Consider the following 20768-nt stretch of genomic DNA (forward strand, 5'->3'; position numbering starts at 1 on the left):
GCGGCAAACCCTACCCTTTGAGTGGTGGATCCGTTGGCGCCGGATCCACCATCAGGCTGCGATGAATGGGATTGGCGGCCGATCAGTCCGCCTGATCGCGAACGGCGCCGACATGGGCAACACCCCGTGCCGCTGCGAGCGTTTCCTGGCGATGCCGCTCGCGGTACGAAGCCCGCTGCGCGTCGCTGCGCTCCGAATGGCACGCGGGGCAACTGACGCCTTCTTCGTAGAGCGGTGAAAGGCGGTCGTCCTGGTCAACCGGGCGGCGGCAGGCATGGCACAGGGCATAAGTGCCTTCGACCAGACCATGCCCGATCGTTACCCGCTGGTCGAACACGAAGCATTCGCCGCGCCACAGGCTCTGGGTTTCGGGCACCGTCTCCAGATATTTCAGGATTCCGCCCTTGAGGTGGTAGACATCTTCCACCCCTTCCTGCTTGAGGAAAGCGGTGGATTTTTCGCAGCGGATTCCGCCGGTGCAGAACATCGCGACTTTTGTCGGCTTGCCACTGTCCAGCAACCGTTCGCGCTCCCGCCGGAACCATTCGGGGAAATCGCGGAAACTGGCCGTCTTCGGATCGATCGCGCCTTCGAATGTGCCAACGGCCACTTCATAGTCGTTGCGCGTGTCGATCACGATCGTGTCCGGATCGCTGATCAACGCGTTCCAGTCCTGCGCATCGACGTAAGTGCCGACACTGGCGCGGGGATCGATATCGGGCTCCCCCATGGTCACGATCTCGCGCTTCAGCCGCACTTTCATACGATGGAACGGCATGTCGGCGGCGGTGGACAGTTTGACGTCCAGCTCCGCGCAATCGGGCAGACTGCGCAGGTAATCGACGACAGTGGCGATGCCCTGCGGCGATCCCGCGATCGTGCCGTTGATCCCTTCATGTGCCAGCAGCAGCGTGCCGCGAATGCCCTGTTCGCGGCAAAGCTGCTCGATCGGTTCGCGCAAGGCGGCGCAATCGTCGAAACGGGCGAAACGGTACAGAGCGGCAACCTGCCAGGGTTCGGAGAGGGTGGGGCGGGGCGTATCCATGGCGGGCCCCATAGCGGGAAGCGCGGCCTTCGTCAGCAGGCTTGCGATATATGGCGGAGTGCCCCGCTTATGCGAAACCGGTTTTTGCGCTCAGGACTGGGAAGCTACACTGGCGCATTGTTCTCGCCGGCTCTTCATCAGCGGCTGAATGCGCGTGCCGAAAGCCTCCACGCCTTCCAGAAAGTCGTCGAAGGTGAGCAGTACGCCGCCGGTGTTGGGCACTTCGGCCATCTCGTCCAGCATGCGCGCAATGCTTTCGTAGCTGCCGACCAGCGTGCCCATGTTGATGTTCACCGCCGCCTCCGGTGCGGCGAGCTGGCGCACATTGGTATCGGTGTTCACGGTATCCTTGGCGCCCTGGTCGGCCAGCCAGGCGATCGCCTCGATATCGACGCCGTCGTTGTAGCTTTGCCACTTGGCCATCGCTTCCTCGTCCGTCTCGGCGGCGATCACCATGACCAGCACGAAGACCGAAACGTCGCGCCCGGTTTCCGCCGTGAATTTCGCAAGACGGTCGTTGTTGAAGGCGAAAGCCGTCGGCGTGTTGACGCCTTTGCCAAGGCAGAAGGCATAGTCCGCCCACTTGGCCGAGAAGGCGAGGCCCGCGTCGGAGGAGCCGGCGCAGATGATCTTCATGTCGGCTTCGGGCTGCGGACGGACGAGGCAATCCTCCATCTGGTAGTACTTGCCCTTGAAATCCGAGCGGCCGTTTTCCCACAGCTCCCGCAGCACTTGTGCATATTCGCCCAGGACTTCGTAGCGGTTTCGGAAGTGTTCATCGCCCGGCCAGAGGCCCATCTGCGTATATTCAGGCGGCTGCCAGCCGGTGATGAGGTTCAGCCCGAAGCGGCCATGGCTGATGCTGTCGATCGTGTTGCACATCCGCGCGGCGAAGGCGGGCGGGATGATCAGCGTGGGGCAGGTGGCGAAGATCTTGATCTTCTCCGTCACTGCCGCCAGCCCGGCCATCAGCGTGAAGCTTTCCAGGCCATATTCCCAGAACCGCGTCTTGCCGCCGAAACCGCGCAGCTTGATCATCGAGAGCAGGAAATCGAGCCCGTATTTCTCGGCGCGCTGGGCGATTTCCTTGTTGAGATCGAAACTGGGCAAGTATTGCGGGGCGTTCTCGCTGATCAGCCAGCCGTTGTTGTTGATGGGAACGAAAACGCCGACTTGCATGAGCTTCAGCTCCTTAGGAATTCGAGAACAAGGCGATTGAAGGCTTCCGGATCGGTCACGTTGCAAGCGTGGCCACCCCAGTCGAATGTGGCGACATCGGCGCGCTCCACCGGCTCGGCGAGATCGAGCGCGGTGGCGAATGGCACGAGGAAATCGTCGCGCGTGGCGATGGCGAGCAAATGTTCGAGCGCGGCGAGGCCTGTCGGATCGGGCCTGTAGGCTTGCACGGCGGCAATGCGCTTGGCGGTGGTGGCCGTGCCGGGGAAGGTTGCAAGGTGATGATCGAGGTCTACCGTCAGTTCGCCATCGTGCGCGGCGATCCAGTCGGGAGGATAGAGGAACAGCGGCTGCGCTTCGAGAAAGGCGCGCTCACCCGCTCCGTGCAACAGCGCAAGGCGGGCGGCGAAGCAGCGCCGGGTATGCGGGGACAGCGTCCTCCAGCCGTTGATGACGATCAGCCGATCGATCCGGCCGGTACGGATGGCGGTTTCGATGCCGATGGCGCCGCCGAGGGCGTGGCCGATGAAATGCGCGCGCTCAATGCCCAAGCCATCCATCAGCGCGACCACATCGCTCGCCATGTCTTCGACCGAGGTCGTCTCAGGCAGCGTACGGTCGCTGCGGCCGGTGCCGCGATGGTCGTAGGTGAGAACGCGGAAATGCTCGGCCAGCGGCGCGAGGTTCGGCGTCCAGTAGCCGGCCGAGCCGCCCAGGCCGCTCGACAGGATCAGTGCAGGAGCATCCGCACTGCCGTGAATTTCGTAATAGAGCCCGCCGGTCTCAGGCAAGATGGGCGACCGAGGCGATTTCGACCAGGCAATCCGGTTTCACCAGTTCGCACTTGATGCAATAGCGCGCCGGCTTGTCGCCGGGAAAGTACTCGGCATAGACCGCATTGAAGGCGGCGTAATCGTTCAGGTCCTTCAGGAAGATGTGGTTCATGGCGATATCCGCCATGGTGCCGCCAGCCGCCTCGACCGTGGTCTTGATCACATCCAGCACGTGGCGGGTCTGCGCGGCGGCATCGCCGACATGCAGCACTGCGCCGCCCTCGCCAAGCGCAAGTACGCCGGAGACGTAGACCACGTTGCCGGCCTTGGCTCCGGCGGAATAGGGGGCGATGGGCGTGGGGAACTGCGGCGGATTGATCGGTTCGAAGGGCATCACGCTTCCTTTGATGGCAGTTGACCGACGGCAGTGCGGAAATCGGCCACGCTGCTCACCCAGCCGAAGAACTTCTCGACATTGTAAAGGCTGGCTTCGCGGATCAAATCCGGGCCCAGGTGATGTACCGCGTCCTCCAGCAACACGCCGAAGTATTCGAGGTGGAAGCCATCACGCAGGGTCGATTCCACGCAGACGTTGGTGGCGATGCCGGTGAAGATCAGCGTCCGGATGCCGCGTGCCCGCAGTACGGAATCGAGTTGCGAGTTGAAGAACGCCGAATAGCGCGGCTTGTGCACGCGCAGGTCGCCTTCATGTACGCTCAGGGTCTCTACAAGCTCATAGTCCCAGCCGCCACGGGCCAGGAACTTTCCGGCAAGCTCTGGCCGGGCCCGCATCGTCTTGAGCGCATTGGACTTGTGCCAATTGGGCGAAAGCGGCGTGCCCGCTTCGACATAGCCGGAATCCCAGCCGTTTTGCAGGAAAATAACCGGCATTCCCGCCGTCCGCGCCACATCGAGGGCCTCTGAAATCTTCGGGATAACGCTGGCCGCCGGGCCGACGTCGAAGCCGGCTTCGTCCACATAGCCGCCCTTGCTGGCATAGGCGTTCTGCATGTCGACGACGATCACAGCCGTTGTCGCGGCATCGAGCCGGATCGCTTCGGGCCGCGCCGGCAGCACCACCGATGGGCCGGAACGCGAGGGGACGGGATCGACGATTGCTTCGCTCACCGGCGCAGGATTGTGCAGTTGCAGCGAATGGTCAAGAGGACCTGTCGGAACGCTACTCCCCAGTGGACCGACCGCGTCACGTGACCAGCGATTGGATGGCCGGCCACTGTTCCTCCACCGCCGCGCGCCCGGCATCTATGGCCTTCCTGATCTTGGCGGGATTGAATTCCAGCGTATCCGAATATTCCTCTCGGGGCTCGATCACCCGAACTTGCGCGAAGCGGTAGTGAGAGATTTGCTTGTCCAGTGGAAGCAGCAGCCTTGCCGCGTCGCTGGCCGAGGTGCCATTCGCCTGCAGCGCCGTGAACATCTGGTCACGGGCAGCAAGCATGTCGTTGATTAGCGACGTATTTGCCAGATCGTTGCGCGAGACCTCTGACTGCAGAAGGTCTACGGCCCGCAGCCCGACATCGATCAGGCCGCCGAAGTTTTTCGTGGAAGACGATTTGCCCAGCGGCGATGCGCGGATGACGATGACGCCCGTAGGGTTAAGCTCCAGCGCCGCACCCAGGGGCGTTACGTCGCGAACGCCGCCGTCCACCCATTGCTGCCTGTCGCTGGTCTGCAGCGGATCGAAGAACACCGGCATGGCGCAGCTGGCGTAGACCCAGTTGTGGATGTCCGGCACGCTCTTGTCGATCGTCCGGAATTCGCCCGACTGCAGGCTGACGACGCCGAGACGAAGATCGACGGCGGAGGCGGCCAGCTTGGCCGGGTCTGCGAATTGCTTGAGCAGGCGCCGCAGCGGAGCGGCGTCGTAAATGGCCTTTTCACCGAACAGGACAGCGCCCGCGATCCCGCCGCGCTTCTTGTAGATATCGTCATCGCCCTTGAGGCCAAGCCATACATTCAAAAGGCCGGCGACGTCGTTCTGTGCCACCCCCAACGCCTGGATTGCGCCTGTGGAGGTTCCGACAACGATCGAAGGTGTGACGCCGTGCTTGGTTATCAGGCCATCGAGAACTCCAACCTGAAACGCGCCTTTGGCGCCGCCGCCACTCAGGACAATAGCAAGTCTCGATGCCATCGCTTTTCTCCGGATACGGTATTGAAAGGCTCTTCCTTGTTCGTCCGCTCGTCAACTCTCCGGGGCGTCCCGAAGCGGACCTACGCCCGCCGCCGCATTGTCCGCAAGCTGTGCATAGCCTGTGGACAGCTTGCCATTCGGCTGGCGCCGAGGATTCGCCAGCGCTAGGAAAATCATCCGCTTTTCGGCTTGGCAGGTGTTCGCCGTCCGGGGGCGAGCGCTGTACAAGGTGTCCACGGAGATCCTCATGACCGGGGCCGAACTGGCTCTCGCCCGCAAGAATCGCGGGTTGACCGAAGCAGAATTGGGCAAGGCCATTGGCTATCGCGATCCTGCCCGTGCCGTGCGCCGGCTTGAGGCGTCGCGCCAGGTCAATTCGCGGGCGCTGACCATGATCAAGGTGGTTTTCGGAACCGTGGATCAGGATAACGTGCGTGAACGCGGCGCTCGGCGACGCGCGGCACACCCCGATCAGCTTTCTTTCGTGTTCTGAGGCGATCGTGGCGGGCGTTGCCGCGAAATTCGCTTTTGGCGAACTTCCGAACGATCTCTAAGTTCAGGTGTCCGGGCCGACTTGCGGTTGGGGAGAGACCGATATGGGTGCGTGTGTTCGCTTGCTTGGCGCGTTCACTGCCATCGCCATGGCCTTCATCGCGGTTCCGATCTCCGCCCGGCAAGAGGGTGCCGCTTCGGCGGCTGATGGGGCATTCGCCGGGCACTATTACCTGACCGGCATCATGGAAACCGGATCGGAGCTTTTGCTGCGGCCGGACGGAACGTTCGAATGGTATCTGTCATACGGCGCACTCGACCAGTTCGCCGACGGAACCTGGCGGCGTGAGGGGGATGACATCATTCTGGCCGCGTCTCATCCAGCGAAGGACAGGCCGCTTTTCGGCTGGCTGGGGGCCGATCCATGGTCGGTGGCGGCGGAGACCCGCCTTCTGAACGCACGCTATGAGGAAAGCGTGGATGCAGTTCGCGCGCGCTGTCCGTTTCTGGAACCCGAGGATGCCGTCGCCCCGGTTGTCGAGCCCGTTCCCGCCCCCGCTTCCGCCGAAGGGCGCGATGCGGCATCACTGGCATTTGACCGTGCGGTTGCCGCGCGAACGGCCGTGGAAGCGCTTGCCCGGCGGGCGATGGCCTTGACGACGATCGACGGGGCCACCGCCAGCGAGATCGAACGCGCGATGGCCGAGTGGACGGCCGCGCACGACAGCGCGAAGGCCGAAGCGGTTGCCGCCGGACTGCCGCCGCCGGCATTGCGCGCACCCGCCTTACCCCCAGCGTGCGATCTGCCGGCGCGTCCGCAAGTACCGGATGGTCCGCAGGCGTGGCGGGGCGGTATCGCCGTCGGCGTGGTCGATCCTGCCACAGGCCGGTTCGCGCGCGACATTCACGTCACGCTGCGGTTGGCGGACGGCCGCGAGGCGGAAGTGACCACGACGGGCGGCGACGGGATGGACCTGTTGGACGGCGCGCCGCCCATCGCGGTGGTCGGGGCGCAATTGCAGGCCAATTTCGCCCCGGACAGGGATGCGTCGTTCACGTTTGCGCCCGTCACGCGGGGCGTGCTGCGATTCTCCATCGATGCCGCGTCGCTGGATGCGGCGCCCTTCGTCACGATGACACTGCACATCGACGGGAATGGGCTGGTCCCGATTGCGTTCGGTCGGGGGCGGTACCAACGCGGAAAATAACGCCGTTAAAGGCGCAGACGCCTGCTTGTCTCCCGGATGGGTTTGCGGCATCGAAGGGGCCGATCAAAGGCGCGCTCGCCACGGGCGTTTTCGGGTTGCGGTTCAGGGGGATTCTTCATGATTTCGAAGCGGGGTTTTCTGGCCGGCGCGATGGCCACGGCCGGTATTGCAGTGACCTCGCGCCTCCATGCGGCAGGGACGGGGACGGGGGCGATCGTTGCACCGGCCGGGCCCCCGGTTCAGCCGATCTCTCGCGAGGAGCACGCCGCGCGCATCGCCAAAGTTCAGGGGCTGATGCGCAAGGCCGGAATTGGCGCACTGATCGTCGAGTCCGGATCCAGCCTGCGCTACTTTACCGGTGTCGAATGGCACCGTTCCGAGCGCGTCACGGCGGCGGTCATCCCGGCGGATGGCGACACGGTGATCGTTACGCCTGCCTTCGAGGAGCCGAGCGTGCGCGAAACCCTGCGCATCTCGGCCGAAGTGCGCGCGTGGAACGAGGATGAGGATCCCGAAGCGCGCATGGCCGGCGTATTGGTGGATCGCAAGGTTGCCGGCCGCAAGGTCGCGATTGAGCCGACTGCGCGCTTCTTCATCGTCGATGCCCTGCAGCACGAGCCGGGCAAGTGGGAAGTCGTCTCGGGAGAGGCGCTGGTCAACCAGTGCCGCCAGATCAAGTCTCCCGCGGAACTGGCGCTGATGCAGCGCGCGAACGACATCACCATGGCCGCGCTGAAGTATGTTCACGGCCAGGTCCGCGCCGGGATGACGCAGGGCGACATTGCCGACCTGATGGACAAGACCTCCGCCGCGATGGGCGGGCCGCCGGAATTCTCGCTGGTCCTGCTGAACGAGGCGAGCGCCTATCCGCACGGATCGCATCAGCCGCAGACGGTGCGTGAGGGATCGGTGATCCTGATGGATTGCGGCGCGCAAGTCTTCGGCTACCAGTCGGACATATCGCGCAGCTGGGTCTACGGCGAACCCTCCGCTCGCCAGCGAAAGGTGTGGGACACGGTCCGGCGCGGGCAGGATATCGCGCTGGAGACGGCCAAGGTCGGCGTGCCGGTCGGCGCGATCGACGATGCGGTTCGCAGGTTCTACACTCGCGAGGGCTGGGGCCCCGGCTATCGTCTTCCCGGCCTGTCGCACCGCACGGGGCATGGCATCGGTCTGGACGGGCATGAATCGCCCTATCTGGTGCACGGCGCCGACACGCCGCTGGAGGCGGGGATGTGCTTTTCCGACGAGCCGGGCCTCTACATTCCGGGCGAATTCGGCATCCGGCTGGAGGATTGCTGGTACATGACCGCATCCGGGCCCAAGCTGTTCACGCCCTTGGCCAAGTCCATCGATCAGCCTGTGTAAGGGCGGCATATCCTCTTGCTCCGTCCCGTGCCGCGTGCGAACGGCGGGACGGAAATAAAATGGAGAGTATGGCGTGAGCACAGGCATCGAGATCGTCGAGAACGAGGGCATTCTCGAAATCCATATCGATCGTGCCGAAAAGAAGAACGCGCTGACCGCCGCGATGTATGGCACCATGATTGCGGCGCTGGAAACCGCGTCGACGCGCAGCGACATCGGCGCCGTGCTGATCGCGGGCAAGGGCGACGCTTTCTGCGCGGGCAACGACCTGGCCGATTTCATCTCCGGCCCGGAAGGGGCTGCGGCCGCATTCGCGTTCATCCGCGCCATCGCTCTGTTCGACAAGCCGATCGTCGCTGCCGTGCAGGGTCTGGCCGTCGGTGTCGGGACGACGATGCTGTTCCATTGCGACCTCGTCTATGCGGCGCCCGATGCACGGTTCGTAATGCCGTTCGTCAATCTGGGCATCGTGCCGGAGGCGGGATCCAGCCTGCTGGCGCCTGCCACGCTGGGCTATGCCAAGGCGGCCGCAATGCTGCTGCTGGGTGAGCCGATGGCGGCGGAAGCGGCGGATGCTGCGGGCCTCGTCACCGCGCTGGTGCCGGGTGGGGAGTTGCTTGCCCATGCGCGCGCCAAGGCCGGGGTGCTGATGGCGAAACCGCCGCAGGCGCTGTTGGCGACGCGCCGGCTGATGAAGGGTGATCCGGCGGCAGTTGTTGCCCGGATCGAAGAGGAAGCCCGCGTTTTCCGCACGGCGATGCAATCGGCCGAAGCGCGAGAGGCCTTCACCGCATTCTTCGAGAAGCGCCCGCCCGTCTTTCGCCGCGATTAGAGCGTTTTCTAATCAGGTGGAATCACCTGATGACTCGGAAAACGCGGAAAACCACAAACTTAGAGCAGTTGATCCGATGCAATCGGATCGGAAACCGCTCTAAGGTGCCTGCATCGGTATAGCGCCGAACCATGCCGCGTCTGCTGCGTTGATCGTCGGGAACCCTGCCGCGCGGCGGGCCTCTCCGATCGAAGCAAAGGCGCCGGCGATGCAAACTGCGGACGTGTTCACGAAGCTGGAGCCGGAATTGCAGCCGGATCCCGCGCGCACGGTGATAAGGCCGTTCCGTTTCGCTTATCCCGAAGCCTTCGCGCAGGGTCCAACGCGTGCGCAGGCGGTCGTCGACCGGCTGGAGGCACTCGATGCGGACGTCCGGGAACGGATGCTGGCCTTCGTCATGGGCCCGATGCGCGCCCGCCATCGCAATGCGGAACGAACGTTTCTGCGGCAGGTGGAAAGCCTTGCGGAAGAGATCGACACAAGCGGCCTTTCGAAGAGTGACCGTCTGCTGCTGGGCGCCTATTTCAGCCAGGAATTCGCGTTCGAGGCGGCGGCCTTGTTCAATCCCAGCATCGTGGCCCTGCCTGAAAGGGATGGCCGGGATCGCGCCGGCAAGGACCATGTGCGCTTCCTCCTTTCGCTGCGGGGCATTGGGGAAGGGCATGTATCCTCCGTCACCTTCCGCACCGGCACATGGGATTGCGGATCGGGCCTGACGATCGACCCCGCCAGCCCGCACTGCATGACCCCCGACATCCAGAGCGACGACGAAGGCTGGGTTCGCCTGCAATGCGACGATAGCGAGAATGTGTCGGAAACGGTGATCTTCCCGATCCTTCCCGATCAGCGGCAAGGCGTGGAGGATTTGCGCATGGTGCTTTTCGAGGGCGATGACGGCCGCGAGACGCTGCTTGGAACCTATACTGCCTTCGACGGCCGCACCGCGCGGCAAGGGCTCTTGCGCGGCATAGACCTGCGAACGTTCGAAATGCGCACGCTGGAGGGCGCGATGAGCGGGTACAAGGGCATGGCGCTGTTCCCACGCAAGATCGATGGCCAGTTCGTCATGCTGGGCCGTCAGGATGGCGAGAACATCTGGCTTCTCCGGTCGGACGATCTCTATCGGTGGGATTGCGGCCGTCCCATCATGGCCCCGCGCTATCCGTGGGAGTTCGTGCAACTGGGCAATTGCGGATCGCCGATCGAGATCGATGAGGGCTGGCTGGTCTTCACGCATGGTGTGGGCATGGTGCGCGGTTATTGCATCGGCGCCTGCCTGCTGGACCGCGACAATCCTTCGAAAGTGCTTCTCCGCACCCGCGCGCCGTTGGTGTTTCCCAGTGCCGAACAGCATGGCGGATACGTACCGAACGTCACCTACAGTTGCGGGGCGCTGGTCCACCGGCGGCGCGTGCTGCTGCCCTATGGCATCGGGGATCAGTTCACCGGGTTCGCCGTCGCCGATCTGGGCGATTTGCTGGGTGTGATGGAGCCAGCTTAGAGCCTAATCTATTTTACCGGCTCTACCATTGCCCACGTCCTTGCGTGGCTTGCCGGAAGCGGTGCGCTGGGCGGCGGCGCCGGCGCCCGCCAGCACGGGGCCGCAGGCGGCGGACTTCGCATCGCCAATGTCCACGAAGGCCAGCAGGCCGGCGACGGGCGTGGCGACTACCGCCAGCCCAAGTCCAACGCCGGCCCGACCGATCAGTTGCGGGCTGATCACGTCGAGCGACGGGTCGGCGAAGTGGCCGCGCAGGCCGACCGGGGACTGGCCGGAGAACAGGCTGAACTTCTTGCCATCGGCCCGGAAGGCCAAGTCTACCGCCTCGGTGTCGAAGCTGAAGCCACCGCGCCCGGTGACGACGTTCTTGCTGGTGTCGATCAGGATAGGATCGGCCGCGGCGATGCCATTGCGCACGGTGAAGCCGAGCAAGCCGCAATTGATCTCGATCGGCTTCTTCAGCTTGCCCTCGAACATCTTGGTGACGAACGTGCCGATATCGAGTTCGGCCAGTTGCGCATTCTGCGTCCACAATGTGCCGCGCGGCATCACGAAGGCGATGCGGCCGTAGGAACTGGCGAGTGAGTCATGGATGGTGTCACCGCGCCCTTCCAACTGAATGCGGCCCTTGATCGAGCCCGTGGTTCCCGATTGTGCCACGCCGTAGCCCGCGAGCAGGCGACCCATCGGCGTCTGCGAGAGGCGGATGTCGTAGCTGACGGCGGAAGGGCGCCGCCGCGTGTCGAAGATCAGGTCCGACGAAACCGTGCCGCGCGCCATAGAGAATGTCAGCGGTGAAAGCGCCAGCCGGCCGCGATCGAGCGTGAGTTTGAGGGCGATGTCCTGCACCGGCACGTTGCGCGACCGCACTACGCCGATCTGCCATTTCAGGGTGGCATCGAAGCGCTGCATTGCGTCAACCGGAAGGCGCGCGTCGGGCATGACCCTGCGCGGGCCGGCGCCGGTTGCCGCCGCGGCAGCAACGGCGCCCTGGGCGGCGACGATATCGGGGTTGTAGCCAATGAAGGGTGCGGCATCGACAATATCCAGTCGCCGCGTCTTCAACTCGGAATCCAGCCGCAGGCGTTCGCCGTTCGTCACGGTGAGCGTCCCGGCCAGATCCGAATTGCCGAAGCGGCCGGACATTCCGGTGAAGCGGTAACGTTCTGCGTCCTTCACCAATTGCGCCGTCAGGGTATAGCGGCGGGTATGCGGGATCACGACATCGATGATGCCCAGCAGATCCGACAGGTCGCGCCCTTCAGAGCGGACATGGAGCGGCACATTTTCGATATCGGAGATGGACGGGAGTTTGCCGGAAACGTCGATCACGTTATTCGCGGCCCATGCCCGCAGTTGCAACGCGTTTTCACCGTTGCCGATCGTTTCATCCGGCGAAAGCAGGCGCGCGGAGACGCGAAAGGGCGTGTCGCGCAGCGTGCCGTCGCCCCGCATGGCGATGGCCTTGCCGATTTTGGCATTGGTTGACGTGATCGGATCAACCTGCAGATTGGCCACGATCTGCATGCGGGGATCGAGGTAGCGCACTTTCGTGCCGGTAATGGTGGCGCGATCGATGCGTGGCAATTCCAGCGGACCGCCTTTGCCCGGCGTGCCGAAGGTCCAGGTATTGCCCTGGTGGCGCGCGTCCCATTCCAGATCGGCAAAGCCCTGGTCGAGGTCCAGCGTGTAGATGTGGCGCCGCCCGAAGATGAGCGAAAGCGGTGCGATCCGCGCATCGATGCGCTTTGCCGAAAAAAGGTCCGGTTGGCTTGCCCACGGCGGGTTGGCCACCTGCAAACCCTCGGCGACGAACTTGATGCGCAAGGGCGCGAAATAGAGCTGGAAATCACCGTCGACGGAAATCTGGCGATCTGCCATGGACGAGGCAATGCGTTCGAACGGATGCTTTAGAAAGCGCCCTTTGGTGACGAACAGAACCAGCCAGACAGCGAAGACAGAAGCGACTATCGCCAGCGCTATGTTGCGCGCTATGCGCAAGCCACGCGGCGAACCGAAGCCCGCCGGTCGAGGCCAGAGGCCACCCTGGCGTTCCTTCGCACCGTGTATGCCCGAGGTCGCGTCCATAACGACTGGAAAGCATTCAATCGGGGCAATTTGTTTCCCAATCTGCCCGTATTTACGAACGATTGGTCGAAAATGCCGGCGTGTTAGCTGTCTTCACTCAGAAGAGCCTTGAGTTCTGCCGCCACGGCCAGCGCGGCGGGTGACCGGGTGCGACCGCGCCGCGTGACCACGCAAATGTCGCTATACGCCGGTGCGAAACCGTTCACGGTCAGTTGGGCGATCCGGCCCTTGCGCAAGTCGTTCGCGAGGAACAGCGGTGATGAGACCCATACGCAATCGCTGCGCAGAACGGTTTCACGCAGGATATGGAAATTGTCGCAGACGAAGCTGCCTGCTTGTCCGCTTCCGACTTGCGCGCCGGATGCATGCAGGTCCACGGCGCTGGCTATCGGGTAGTCTTCAAGTTCGGTCGTGCTCACGCTGCCCCGGTTCGCCAGCGGATGGCCGGATCGTACCATGTAGGCTACTGCGATCCGGCCAAGTCGTTCCACTTCGGTGCCCGGGACACGGCCGAGGTTCCAGTTGTTGCCAAGCACCATCTCAATGCGGTCGTTCAGCAATTCGGCAACAAGCTGGTCCGGCGCACGAACCTGTGTGCGGATGCGGATCGCCGGCCATGCCTTGAGCAGCGAACCGGCAATGCGCGGCAGGTACAGACCTGCCATCAGCGGCCCCAGGCCGATGGAGACCTGCGCCGGTTCCCCCAGGGGATAGCGCTTCAGGCTGCGTTCCAGATCACCGGCGGCATCAAGGAGCCGGGCAGCCTGTTGCACCACATGGCGGCCTGCCGGGGTCAAGAGAGCGCCGCCACGGCCGCGGTCAAACAGGGAGACGCCGTATCGTGCTTCGAATGCGGCCACGCTGCGACTGAGTGCAGGCTGGGTGATGCCCTGTTCCTCTGCCGCTCGCGAGAAGCTCTGGTTGCGGGCAACGGCCAGGATATGCCGCAGGCGGGTGAGGTCCATTCCATTCCCAGTATGCATGTAATGATGCTCATATATGCATTGGACGTTATGATTTCGCGAGAGCTATCTTGTCTGCGAAGGCAGGGGGATCATGACGATGACGCGCAAGTTCGGATGGCTGCTGGCAGCGGCGGCCACGGCATCGGCAGTGGCGACGGCCAGCGGGGCTCAGGATCAGGTATCCCGAAACATCCTGCCCGTCCCCGCGCAACCGTTCGGTGGCACCGTGGCAGAGAACGCGCTCGATGCGAGGGGCATGGCGCAATCGCAGGTCCAGGCACCGCAAGGCGCCCCCAATGTGTTCCTGATGATGAGCGACGATGTCGGCTTTGCGATGTCGAGCGCGTTCGGCGGCCCGGTGCCCACCCCGAATTTCGAGGCGCTGGCCGCGCAAGGGCAGCGATATGACCGCTTCAACACCACCGGAATCTGTTCGCCCAGCCGCGCGGCATTGCTGACCGGGCGGAACCACCACGCCGCTGGTGTCGGCTGGCTGAGCGACGTGCCTTCGCCATTCCCCGGCTATGGCGGGCGGATACTGCCGGAAACCGCCACGATTGCGCAGGTGCTGCGCCTGAACGGCTATAGCACCGCGATGTTCGGCAAGCATCACAACCTGCCATCCAATGAACGCAGCGAGGCGGGCCCTTTCGACGGTTGGCCGACGGGACTTGGTTTCGATTATTTCTACGGCTTCGTCAGCGGCGACAGCGATCAATATTCGCCGATCCTCTATCGGGGTACGCAGCGAGTTGAGCGCGACGATGGGGACGGGCGCCTGCTTGACAGCCGGCTGGCCGACGATGCCATTCGCTGGATCCATAACCAGAAGGCCGCCGCGCCGGACAAGCCCTTCCTCGTCTACATGGCGCCGGGATCCACCCATGCGCCGCATCAGGCCCCGCCCGAATATATCGCCCGGTTCAAGGGCAGGTTCGATCGGGGCTGGGACGTGCAGCGCGAACAGACCTGGCGCCGTCAGCTGGCGATGGGGATCATCCCCAAAGACACGAAACTGACGCCGCGCCCCGCCGAAATTCCTGCCTGGGATAGCCTGACCTCCGGCCAGAAGGCCTTCGCTGCGCGCACGATGGAAGTCGCCGCCGCCCAACTGGCCTATCAGGACGAGCAGATCGGCCGCGTGATCGCCGAATTGCAACGCATGGGGCAGCTCGACAACACCATCGTCGCGCTGGTGATCGGGGACAATGGCGCCAGCGCCGAAGCCGGACCGCGTGGGACCATTAACGAGCTGCGTTCCATGGGTAAGCATGACGAGAGCGAGGCCTGGATGGAGGCCAATATCGACCGGCTTGGCGGCCCGATGACGTATGAAAGCTATCCCGCCGGATGGTCCTGGGCGATGAACACGCCGCTGCGCTGGACCAAGCAATATGCATCGTACCTGGGCGGTATCCGCAATGGCATGATCCTCAGCTGGAAGGGCCATGTCGCGCATCCCGGCGCGGTTTGCGGGCAATTCTCCCACCTTGTCGATATCGCACCGACCGTGCTCGACGCCGCGCATCTGCCGGCGCCGGAAGTGGTCTATGGCATTCGCCAGAAGTCGCTTGACGGGCAGAGCCTGCTGGCCAGCCTTGCCACTTGCGATGCCGCGAAACCCCGCACCCAGTATTTCGAGATCGGCGGCAAGGTGGGGCTCTACCATGACGGCTGGTTCCTCTCGGGCGACGATGGCCGCATGGCATGGCAGAACCTGCCGCCGGGGGGCACGCGGCCACCGATGGAATGGTCGCTCTACAATCTCGACAAGGATTTTTCGCAGTCTACCGATCTGGCCGCCAAGGAGCCGGCACGGCTTCAGGCGATGATGGACCTGTGGAACCAGGAGGCCGCGCGCAACAACGTCTTCCCGCTCGATCATCGCTTCGGCATGGCGCGCGGCGCGGCCATGATGCGTGGCAGCGGGCGCAAGCATTTCGACTTCTGGGGCAAGGATGTCAGCCTGCCTTCGAACACCGAACCCGTGCCGATCGCGCGCAGTTTTACGCTGAATGCCGATCTCGTGCTGGAAAGCGGTGCGGCATCGGGGGCGGTGTTTGCATATGGAAGCCGGTTTGGCGGCTGGAGCCTCTATCTCGACAAGGGAAGGCCGGCTTTCGTTGCGGCGCGCTCAACCGATCCGGACGAGATCACCCGCGTGGTGGCGGACAAGGCGCTGCCGCAAGGGGCGACCAAGCTGACCATGCGCTTTGCGGTGGACATGCCGGGAGGGCCGGCGACGGTCACCTTGAGTGCGGACGCGGCGCAATTGGCCTCCATACGTGTGCCAAGCTCCATGCTGATGGCGGCCGGCAATGGCGAGACGATGGATGTTGGGCGCGATCTGGGCGTGCCGGTTACGGCATACGCCACGCAGCAAGGCCGGATCGAGGGCGACATTCCGCATGTGACGCTCGATTTCGATTGAATCACGCCGAGCGGGCCCGGCAAATTCCATTTCGGCAATCGTTTCACTGGCCTGACTGGATGGCCCGTGCCATCAGGGGCGCGGCGCAAGGCCGGGTTTGAAGCGAAGTGAAGATGACTGGGATCGATAATACCAAGGCCGCCCGCGGCCAAACGCCCGCGGGGCCGATTGCGGAACTTACTGTGCGCGGCGTGCTGCTGGGCGGCGTGATCACGTTGTTCTTCACGGCCGCCAACGTCTATCTTGGCTTGAAAGTGGGCCTGACGTTCGCAACGTCGATCCCGGCGGCGGTCATCTCGATGGCGATCCTGCGCGCACTGGGCAATTCCACGATCCTCGAAAACAACATCGTCCAGACCGTCGCCAGCGCGGCGGGCACGCTGGCCGCGATCATCTTCGTGTTGCCCGGTCTGGTGATGATCGGCTGGTGGCAGGGATTCCCCTATTGGACCACGGCGGCGATCACCGGCACCGGCGGCATTCTGGGCGTGCTGTTCTCGGTGCCGCTGCGCCGTGCGCTGGTGGTCGATACGCCGCTGCCTTATCCTGAGGGCCACGCCGCCGCCGAAGTGCTGCGCGTCGGCTTCGCGAGCGATCAGGGCGCCGAAGAAAGCGCCAAGGGGCTGTCTGTCCTGCTGTGGAACGCGGTCGCTTCGGCCGGTTTCGCGGTGTTGACGCAGACTCGTCTGATGGTGGCCGAAGCCTCCGTATGGTTCCGCGCGGGATCGGGCGCGACCGGGATTTCCGGCGGCCTGTCCTTTGCGCTGATGGGCGTAGGCCATCTCGTCGGCCTCTCCGTCGGCATGGCGATGTTCCTTGGCCTCGTGATCGGCTGGTGGGTCCTGCTGCCGATGCTGACGGCGCAGCACCCGATGCCGGGCGGCAGTGTGGAAACCTGGGCGACCAGCGTATTCAGCGCGGACGTGCGCTTCTTCGGCGCCGGCGTCATCGCCGTGGCGGCGATCTGGACGCTGCTGCGCATCGCCGGACCAGTGCTGGGCGGCATCCGCTCGGCACTGGCGGCCAGCCGTGCGCGCCAGGCCGGCAAAGCGCTGGCTCTGGAAGAACAGGACCTGCCGATCGGCATCGTGCTGATCGGTACTCTGGCGATGCTGGTTCCGATCGGAATCCTGCTCTCCAGCGTACTTTCGGGCGGAGCACTGGCAGGTTCGCAGGTTCTGCTGGTAAGCGGCGCGCTGCTGTTCGTACTTGTCATGGGTCTGCTGATCGCGGCTGTCTGCGGCTACATGGCGGGCCTGATCGGCGCATCCAACTCGCCGGTTTCGGGCATTGGCATTCTCTCGGTGGTGGCCGCATCGCTCCTGCTCGCCGGCCTGTTCGGACGCGAGCAGACGCCTGATGCAACGGCGGCCTTGATCGCCTATGCGCTGATCGTCACCGGCGTGGTTTTCGGCGTGGCCACGATCTCCAACGACAATCTGCAGGACCTGAAGACCGGCCAACTGGTTGGCGCCACGCCGTGGAAGCAGCAGGTGGCGCTGGTGATCGGCGTGGTCTTCGGATCGCTGGTGATTCCTCCGGTGCTGGACCTGCTGAATACCGCCTTCGGTTTCGCCGGGGCGCCGGGTGCCGGTCCGGAAGCGCTGCCGGCGCCGCAGGCTGCGCTGATCTCGGCGCTTGCCAAGGGTGTGCTTGGGGGCGATCTCAACTGGACGATGATCCTTTGGGGCGCGGGTGCTGGCGTGGTCTTCGTGGTGCTGGACGAAGTGCTGGGCGTGATGGGCCGGCTGCGCCTGCCCCCGCTCGCCGTCGGTATCGGCATTTATCTGCCGATGAGTGTGATCCTGCCCACCGTGACGGGTGCCGTTATCGGCTGGTTCTACGATCGCTGGGCCGACCGCCAGAGCGACGCGGAATTCAGCAAGCGCATGGGCGTGCTGACGGCGACGGGCCTGATCGTGGGCGAAAGCCTGTGGGGCGTCGGTTTTGCCGGGATCGTGGCGGCTTCGGGCAGCGACAGCCCCTTGGCGCTGGTCGGCGATCTGGGCCAGTTGCCGTTGGTGCTGGGCACGGCGGTGTTCGCCATCCTCGTCGCGGTGCTTTACCGCCGGACATGCAAGCTGGCGGCAAAACCCTAAGCGATTTCGGCCCCGCCAGGCGGGGCCGTCAGCGCAGGATGACCGGATTGTCCGGCGCGTCGCGCAGGCGCAGATGCAGCTTGCCGTCTACCGGCTGCGGCACTTGCAAGGTTGCGCCGGTGAAGCCGGGCGGCACCGCAACGGGCTGTGCGAAGGCGGCATCTGCCGAAACCGCGTCGATCAGGAAAAGATCGCGCCCGGAAAGCGTGCAGGGCGCTGCTTCCTTGGCCTTGCCCTTGGCATCGCAAGTCAGGTTTTCGATGCGCGGAAGCCGTGCAAGCGTTGCCAGCGGGGTCCAGTCTCCTGCGGTTTCCCCGTCGAGCAGCCGGAAGCGGAGCGGGCCGAAGGTTCCGGCGGGCAGGTCCGCGGCCTTGAGGCGGGCGACCAGCACTTGCTGGCTTTCCAGTGTCAGGCCCTTGCCTACCGTAAGCCGCGCGGCGGCGGCATCACCGCCGGTGCCGATTTCGATGGCGTCTCCGGCATCGAAGTGGTTGCCGGGCGCGGCCTTGATCGAGAACACCAGATCGCCGTTGTCGGGCAGCAAATCGCCCAGTTCCAGTGGCCGCGCACCCGGTGCTGCGGGGCCGGGATAGACCGTACGGCTTAGCAATTCGGCGTGCGGACGGGGCGCGGCGACCTTGGCGGGCAGGGAGAGCGTGCGGCCATCGGCCAGACGAATTGTGGCCTTATTCGCTGTGTCCGCCGCGCCCTGCGCGGGCACCCGTGCGGTGCCTTGTGCCGTCAGCCGCAAGTGATCGACTGCCCCTTCGCGCGTCAGGCCATCCGGGCGGAATTCGATATCGCCCAGCGTCAGCGACTGCACCTGATCGAGCCGCTGGCCGGTCAATACGCCTTGCCCGTCACCCGCGTGAACTTCGAAACCGTCGATCCGGCTGGCTTCCGTGCGGGCACGCAGGGTGATCGTTTCAGGGTTCTTCGCGCCCAGAAGGCGCAGTTCCATCTGCAGTTCGCCGGGGCCGGTCGCGCCCTTGGGGACGGTGACTGCCAAGTGATTGCCATCCCGCACTTTCCATTCGAGCGGGCGGGGCACACCATTGCCTTGCCTCACCGTAACCTCGTCCACGCAAGAAGGGGCATTGCCTTCCAGCACGACCTCGTTGTCGCGGCCGATCACCAGCCCGTCTGCATCGCCGGACACTTTCCAGGCATCGCCGTCCGGCCGCTGGACCAGGAAGTCGGGCCCATCGAACGGTGAAAAGCCCCAATTGCCGTGAAGCTGTGCGCGCATCGATCCGGTAAACGCGCTGGGCAGCGCATCGCCTGCCAGCGCATAGCCGCCCCTGTCGGCGCGCGGCAGCACGGTGACGTCGGTCGTTTGGCCCGAAGCATTGGTAAGCTTGACCCGCATGTCGTGTGCCAGGGCGGTGGAAAAGATCAGCGGTGCACCTTCCACGCCCAGCACCGCGCCGGGACGGGCCAGGCAGACCGGCGCCTTGGCGGTGCTGCGCAGTTGCGGCGGAATGTCGGTTTCCACGGCCGGAAGCGCCGCGACCATGACCGACTTTGGCTTCTGGAAAGAGGGCGCGGTGTTGAGCAGCAGAGACATCGTATCGCCGCGCCGCACGGCCAGCGTGGGCAGGTAGCCGAATTGCGGGTTGCTGAAAGCGCCAAAGATACGCGCAATGTCGCGGGCGACGCCGATATAGGCGCTGTAGTAGCCGGCGCCTGCCTGCGGCGTGGCGCTAAGCTGCAGGGCAAGATCTGTGGGGGCGCCGGTCAGCGTGTCGGCGATCGAACTGGAATGAACGTCGTTGAGGACCAGCTGTTCGCGGTTTTCCAGCAGACAGGACGCCTGCATTTCGATCACCTTGGAAAGGCAATCCTCGTTGAGTTTGATCGAAAGGCTGCGCGCCAGCACGGGCGCTACCGTGCGCAGGTATTCCGGGGCATTGTTATCCTGTGCCTGGATCGCATCCATGAACGCGGTGAGGCGCGAATGGTCGAGCGAGGCCTGGTTCAGATCCTGCCCGGCGCGCACGAATTCGCCCGGCTTGCCGCGCACCGCATCGATCAGCGCGCCTTCAGCGCCATTTGTGTCCGGCACCATCAGCAGCACCGCCTGACGCGCGCCTTTGGGCACCGTGAGCGAGAGCGCCTTGTCCTTTTCCTTCTCCTTCCAGGTGCTGGCCGTGGCGATCCAGTCCTTTGGCGGCGGATTGGTCGCCCCGCGCAGGAAGGCGGAAACCAGCAGGAACTTCAGGCCCTGATCGGCGGGCAGGGCGGCATGGATGGAGAGCTTGTCTCCCTCGGCAAGGCTGGGCACTTGCGCGATCGGCAGCGTTTGCTGCCCGCGCGTCACCTCGATCGTCAGGTCGGGGCCGGTCAGTTCGAACGGAGCGGGATCGGCGCCGGCGGGAGAGGCCGCCACCATGCCGGCCAGCACCGCCAGGGCCGAGGCGGACAGCAACCGGGACCGGCGCGGGCGGAGCGAATCGTCTTCGTTCATACAGGCAGGCAAAGCGACTGTTTCCTGACCCTTGCCTGACTGGACGGGGCGATCGCCCAAAAAATCGTCGGTTCGGGCGTTCGCGGGGGTAGGGCGCGGTGGTTCGGGAGAGGCGGATCGATGCTCCGCCGCCATTTCCGGGCCGCATCGCCGGAAAGCGGCCCGGTC

16 protein-coding genes are annotated in these 20768 nt (G+C 64.5%); 7 read left to right on the top strand and 9 right to left on the bottom strand.

What is annotated here, in order from left to right; all coding sequences use genetic code 11:
* Window positions 1-82: 82 nt before the first annotated feature.
* The 6 genes from trhO to ACZ1JC_RS00640 all read right to left on the bottom strand — a co-directional run bounded on the left by trhO (window position 83) and on the right by ACZ1JC_RS00640 (window position 5149).
* Complete coding sequence (gene trhO / locus ACZ1JC_RS00615; RefSeq protein ID WP_465139839.1) at window positions 83-1045, bottom strand: oxygen-dependent tRNA uridine(34) hydroxylase TrhO; 963 nt, start codon at window positions 1043-1045, stop codon at window positions 83-85.
* A 90-nt stretch (window positions 1046-1135) separates the two neighbouring features.
* Window positions 1136-2224 (bottom strand): pyrimidine utilization protein A, encoded by a 1089-nt coding sequence (gene rutA / locus ACZ1JC_RS00620; protein WP_465139838.1) that lies wholly within the window; start codon window positions 2222-2224, stop codon window positions 1136-1138.
* A 5-nt stretch (window positions 2225-2229) separates the two neighbouring features.
* Entirely contained in the window at window positions 2230-3012 is a 783-nt protein-coding gene (gene rutD, locus ACZ1JC_RS00625) for a pyrimidine utilization protein D (protein ID WP_465139837.1), read from the bottom strand.
* On the bottom strand, window positions 3005-3388 hold the full coding sequence (gene rutC / locus ACZ1JC_RS00630; protein ID WP_465139836.1) for a pyrimidine utilization protein C: 384 nt from the start codon (window positions 3386-3388) through the stop codon (window positions 3005-3007). The genes rutD and rutC overlap by 8 nt, the downstream gene beginning before the upstream one ends.
* Window positions 3388-4122: a pyrimidine utilization protein B gene (gene rutB, locus ACZ1JC_RS00635; RefSeq protein ID WP_465139835.1), complete on the bottom strand. Its 735-nt coding sequence runs from the start codon at window positions 4120-4122 to the stop codon at window positions 3388-3390. The genes rutC and rutB overlap by 1 nt, the downstream gene beginning before the upstream one ends.
* A 76-nt stretch (window positions 4123-4198) precedes the next feature.
* Window positions 4199-5149: a patatin-like phospholipase family protein gene (locus tag ACZ1JC_RS00640; protein ID WP_465139834.1), complete on the bottom strand. Its 951-nt coding sequence runs from the start codon at window positions 5147-5149 to the stop codon at window positions 4199-4201.
* Between the two features lie 130 nt (window positions 5150-5279).
* On the opposite strand from ACZ1JC_RS00640, the gene ACZ1JC_RS00645 reads away from it, so the two are divergent.
* The 5 genes from ACZ1JC_RS00645 (at window position 5280) to ACZ1JC_RS00665 (ending at window position 10550) form a co-directional block, all read left to right on the top strand.
* Window positions 5280-5642, top strand: a complete 363-nt coding sequence (locus ACZ1JC_RS00645) for a hypothetical protein (protein WP_465169055.1) — start codon at window positions 5280-5282, stop codon at window positions 5640-5642.
* A 103-nt stretch (window positions 5643-5745) separates the two neighbouring features.
* Window positions 5746-6849 carry a hypothetical protein gene (locus ACZ1JC_RS00650; protein WP_465139832.1) on the top strand — a complete coding sequence of 368 codons (1104 nt, stop codon included), beginning with the start codon at window positions 5746-5748 and terminating at the stop codon, window positions 6847-6849.
* Window positions 6850-6966: 117 nt separating this feature from the next.
* Window positions 6967-8217, top strand: a complete 1251-nt coding sequence (locus ACZ1JC_RS00655) for a M24 family metallopeptidase (protein WP_465139831.1) — start codon at window positions 6967-6969, stop codon at window positions 8215-8217.
* Window positions 8218-8290: 73 nt separating this feature from the next.
* Complete coding sequence (locus tag ACZ1JC_RS00660) at window positions 8291-9049, top strand: enoyl-CoA hydratase-related protein (RefSeq protein ID WP_465139830.1); 759 nt, start codon at window positions 8291-8293, stop codon at window positions 9047-9049.
* Between the two features lie 208 nt (window positions 9050-9257).
* On the top strand, window positions 9258-10550 hold the full coding sequence (locus ACZ1JC_RS00665) for a glycoside hydrolase family 130 protein (protein WP_465139829.1): 1293 nt from the start codon (window positions 9258-9260) through the stop codon (window positions 10548-10550).
* A gap of 3 nt (window positions 10551-10553) precedes the next feature.
* Here the strand turns inward: ACZ1JC_RS00665 and ACZ1JC_RS00670 are convergent, their stop codons facing one another.
* Both ACZ1JC_RS00670 and ACZ1JC_RS00675 read right to left on the bottom strand, forming a co-directional pair.
* A complete protein-coding gene (locus tag ACZ1JC_RS00670; protein WP_465139828.1) occupies window positions 10554-12551 on the bottom strand; it encodes an AsmA family protein in 1998 nt (665 codons plus the stop codon).
* A 170-nt stretch (window positions 12552-12721) separates the two neighbouring features.
* Complete coding sequence (locus ACZ1JC_RS00675) at window positions 12722-13603, bottom strand: LysR family transcriptional regulator (RefSeq protein WP_465139827.1); 882 nt, start codon at window positions 13601-13603, stop codon at window positions 12722-12724.
* A gap of 97 nt (window positions 13604-13700) precedes the next feature.
* Between ACZ1JC_RS00675 and ACZ1JC_RS00680 the strand changes: the two genes are divergently transcribed.
* Window positions 13701-16034, top strand: a complete 2334-nt coding sequence (locus tag ACZ1JC_RS00680) for an arylsulfatase (protein WP_465139826.1) — start codon at window positions 13701-13703, stop codon at window positions 16032-16034.
* A gap of 113 nt (window positions 16035-16147) precedes the next feature.
* Window positions 16148-18133, top strand: a complete 1986-nt coding sequence (locus ACZ1JC_RS00685) for an OPT family oligopeptide transporter (RefSeq protein WP_465139825.1) — start codon at window positions 16148-16150, stop codon at window positions 18131-18133.
* A gap of 28 nt (window positions 18134-18161) precedes the next feature.
* On the opposite strand, the gene ACZ1JC_RS00690 is transcribed toward ACZ1JC_RS00685, so the two are convergent.
* On the bottom strand, window positions 18162-20600 hold the full coding sequence (locus tag ACZ1JC_RS00690; protein ID WP_465139824.1) for a hypothetical protein: 2439 nt from the start codon (window positions 20598-20600) through the stop codon (window positions 18162-18164).
* Window positions 20601-20768: the final 168 nt, after the last annotated feature.

The sequence above is a fragment of the Sphingomonas sp. BL-S-28 genome (assembly GCF_055521515.1).

What these genes read in the sequence shown, in the direction of transcription:
- trhO (WP_465139839.1), bottom strand. Translation starts at nt 1,045, where the DNA reads ATGGATACGCCCCGCCCCACCCTCTCCGAACCCTGGCAGGTTGCCGCT.
- rutA (WP_465139838.1), bottom strand. Translation starts at nt 2,224, where the DNA reads ATGCAAGTCGGCGTTTTCGTTCCCATCAACAACAACGGCTGGCTGATC.
- rutC (WP_465139836.1), bottom strand. Translation starts at nt 3,388, where the DNA reads ATGCCCTTCGAACCGATCAATCCGCCGCAGTTCCCCACGCCCATCGCC.
- ACZ1JC_RS00640 (WP_465139834.1), bottom strand. Translation starts at nt 5,149, where the DNA reads ATGGCATCGAGACTTGCTATTGTCCTGAGTGGCGGCGGCGCCAAAGGC.
- ACZ1JC_RS00650 (WP_465139832.1), top strand. Translation starts at nt 5,746, where the DNA reads ATGGGTGCGTGTGTTCGCTTGCTTGGCGCGTTCACTGCCATCGCCATG.
- ACZ1JC_RS00655 (WP_465139831.1), top strand. Translation starts at nt 6,967, where the DNA reads ATGATTTCGAAGCGGGGTTTTCTGGCCGGCGCGATGGCCACGGCCGGT.
- ACZ1JC_RS00665 (WP_465139829.1), top strand. Translation starts at nt 9,258, where the DNA reads ATGCAAACTGCGGACGTGTTCACGAAGCTGGAGCCGGAATTGCAGCCG.
- ACZ1JC_RS00675 (WP_465139827.1), bottom strand. Translation starts at nt 13,603, where the DNA reads ATGGACCTCACCCGCCTGCGGCATATCCTGGCCGTTGCCCGCAACCAG.
- ACZ1JC_RS00680 (WP_465139826.1), top strand. Translation starts at nt 13,701, where the DNA reads ATGACGCGCAAGTTCGGATGGCTGCTGGCAGCGGCGGCCACGGCATCG.
- ACZ1JC_RS00685 (WP_465139825.1), top strand. Translation starts at nt 16,148, where the DNA reads ATGACTGGGATCGATAATACCAAGGCCGCCCGCGGCCAAACGCCCGCG.
- ACZ1JC_RS00690 (WP_465139824.1), bottom strand. Translation starts at nt 20,600, where the DNA reads ATGAACGAAGACGATTCGCTCCGCCCGCGCCGGTCCCGGTTGCTGTCC.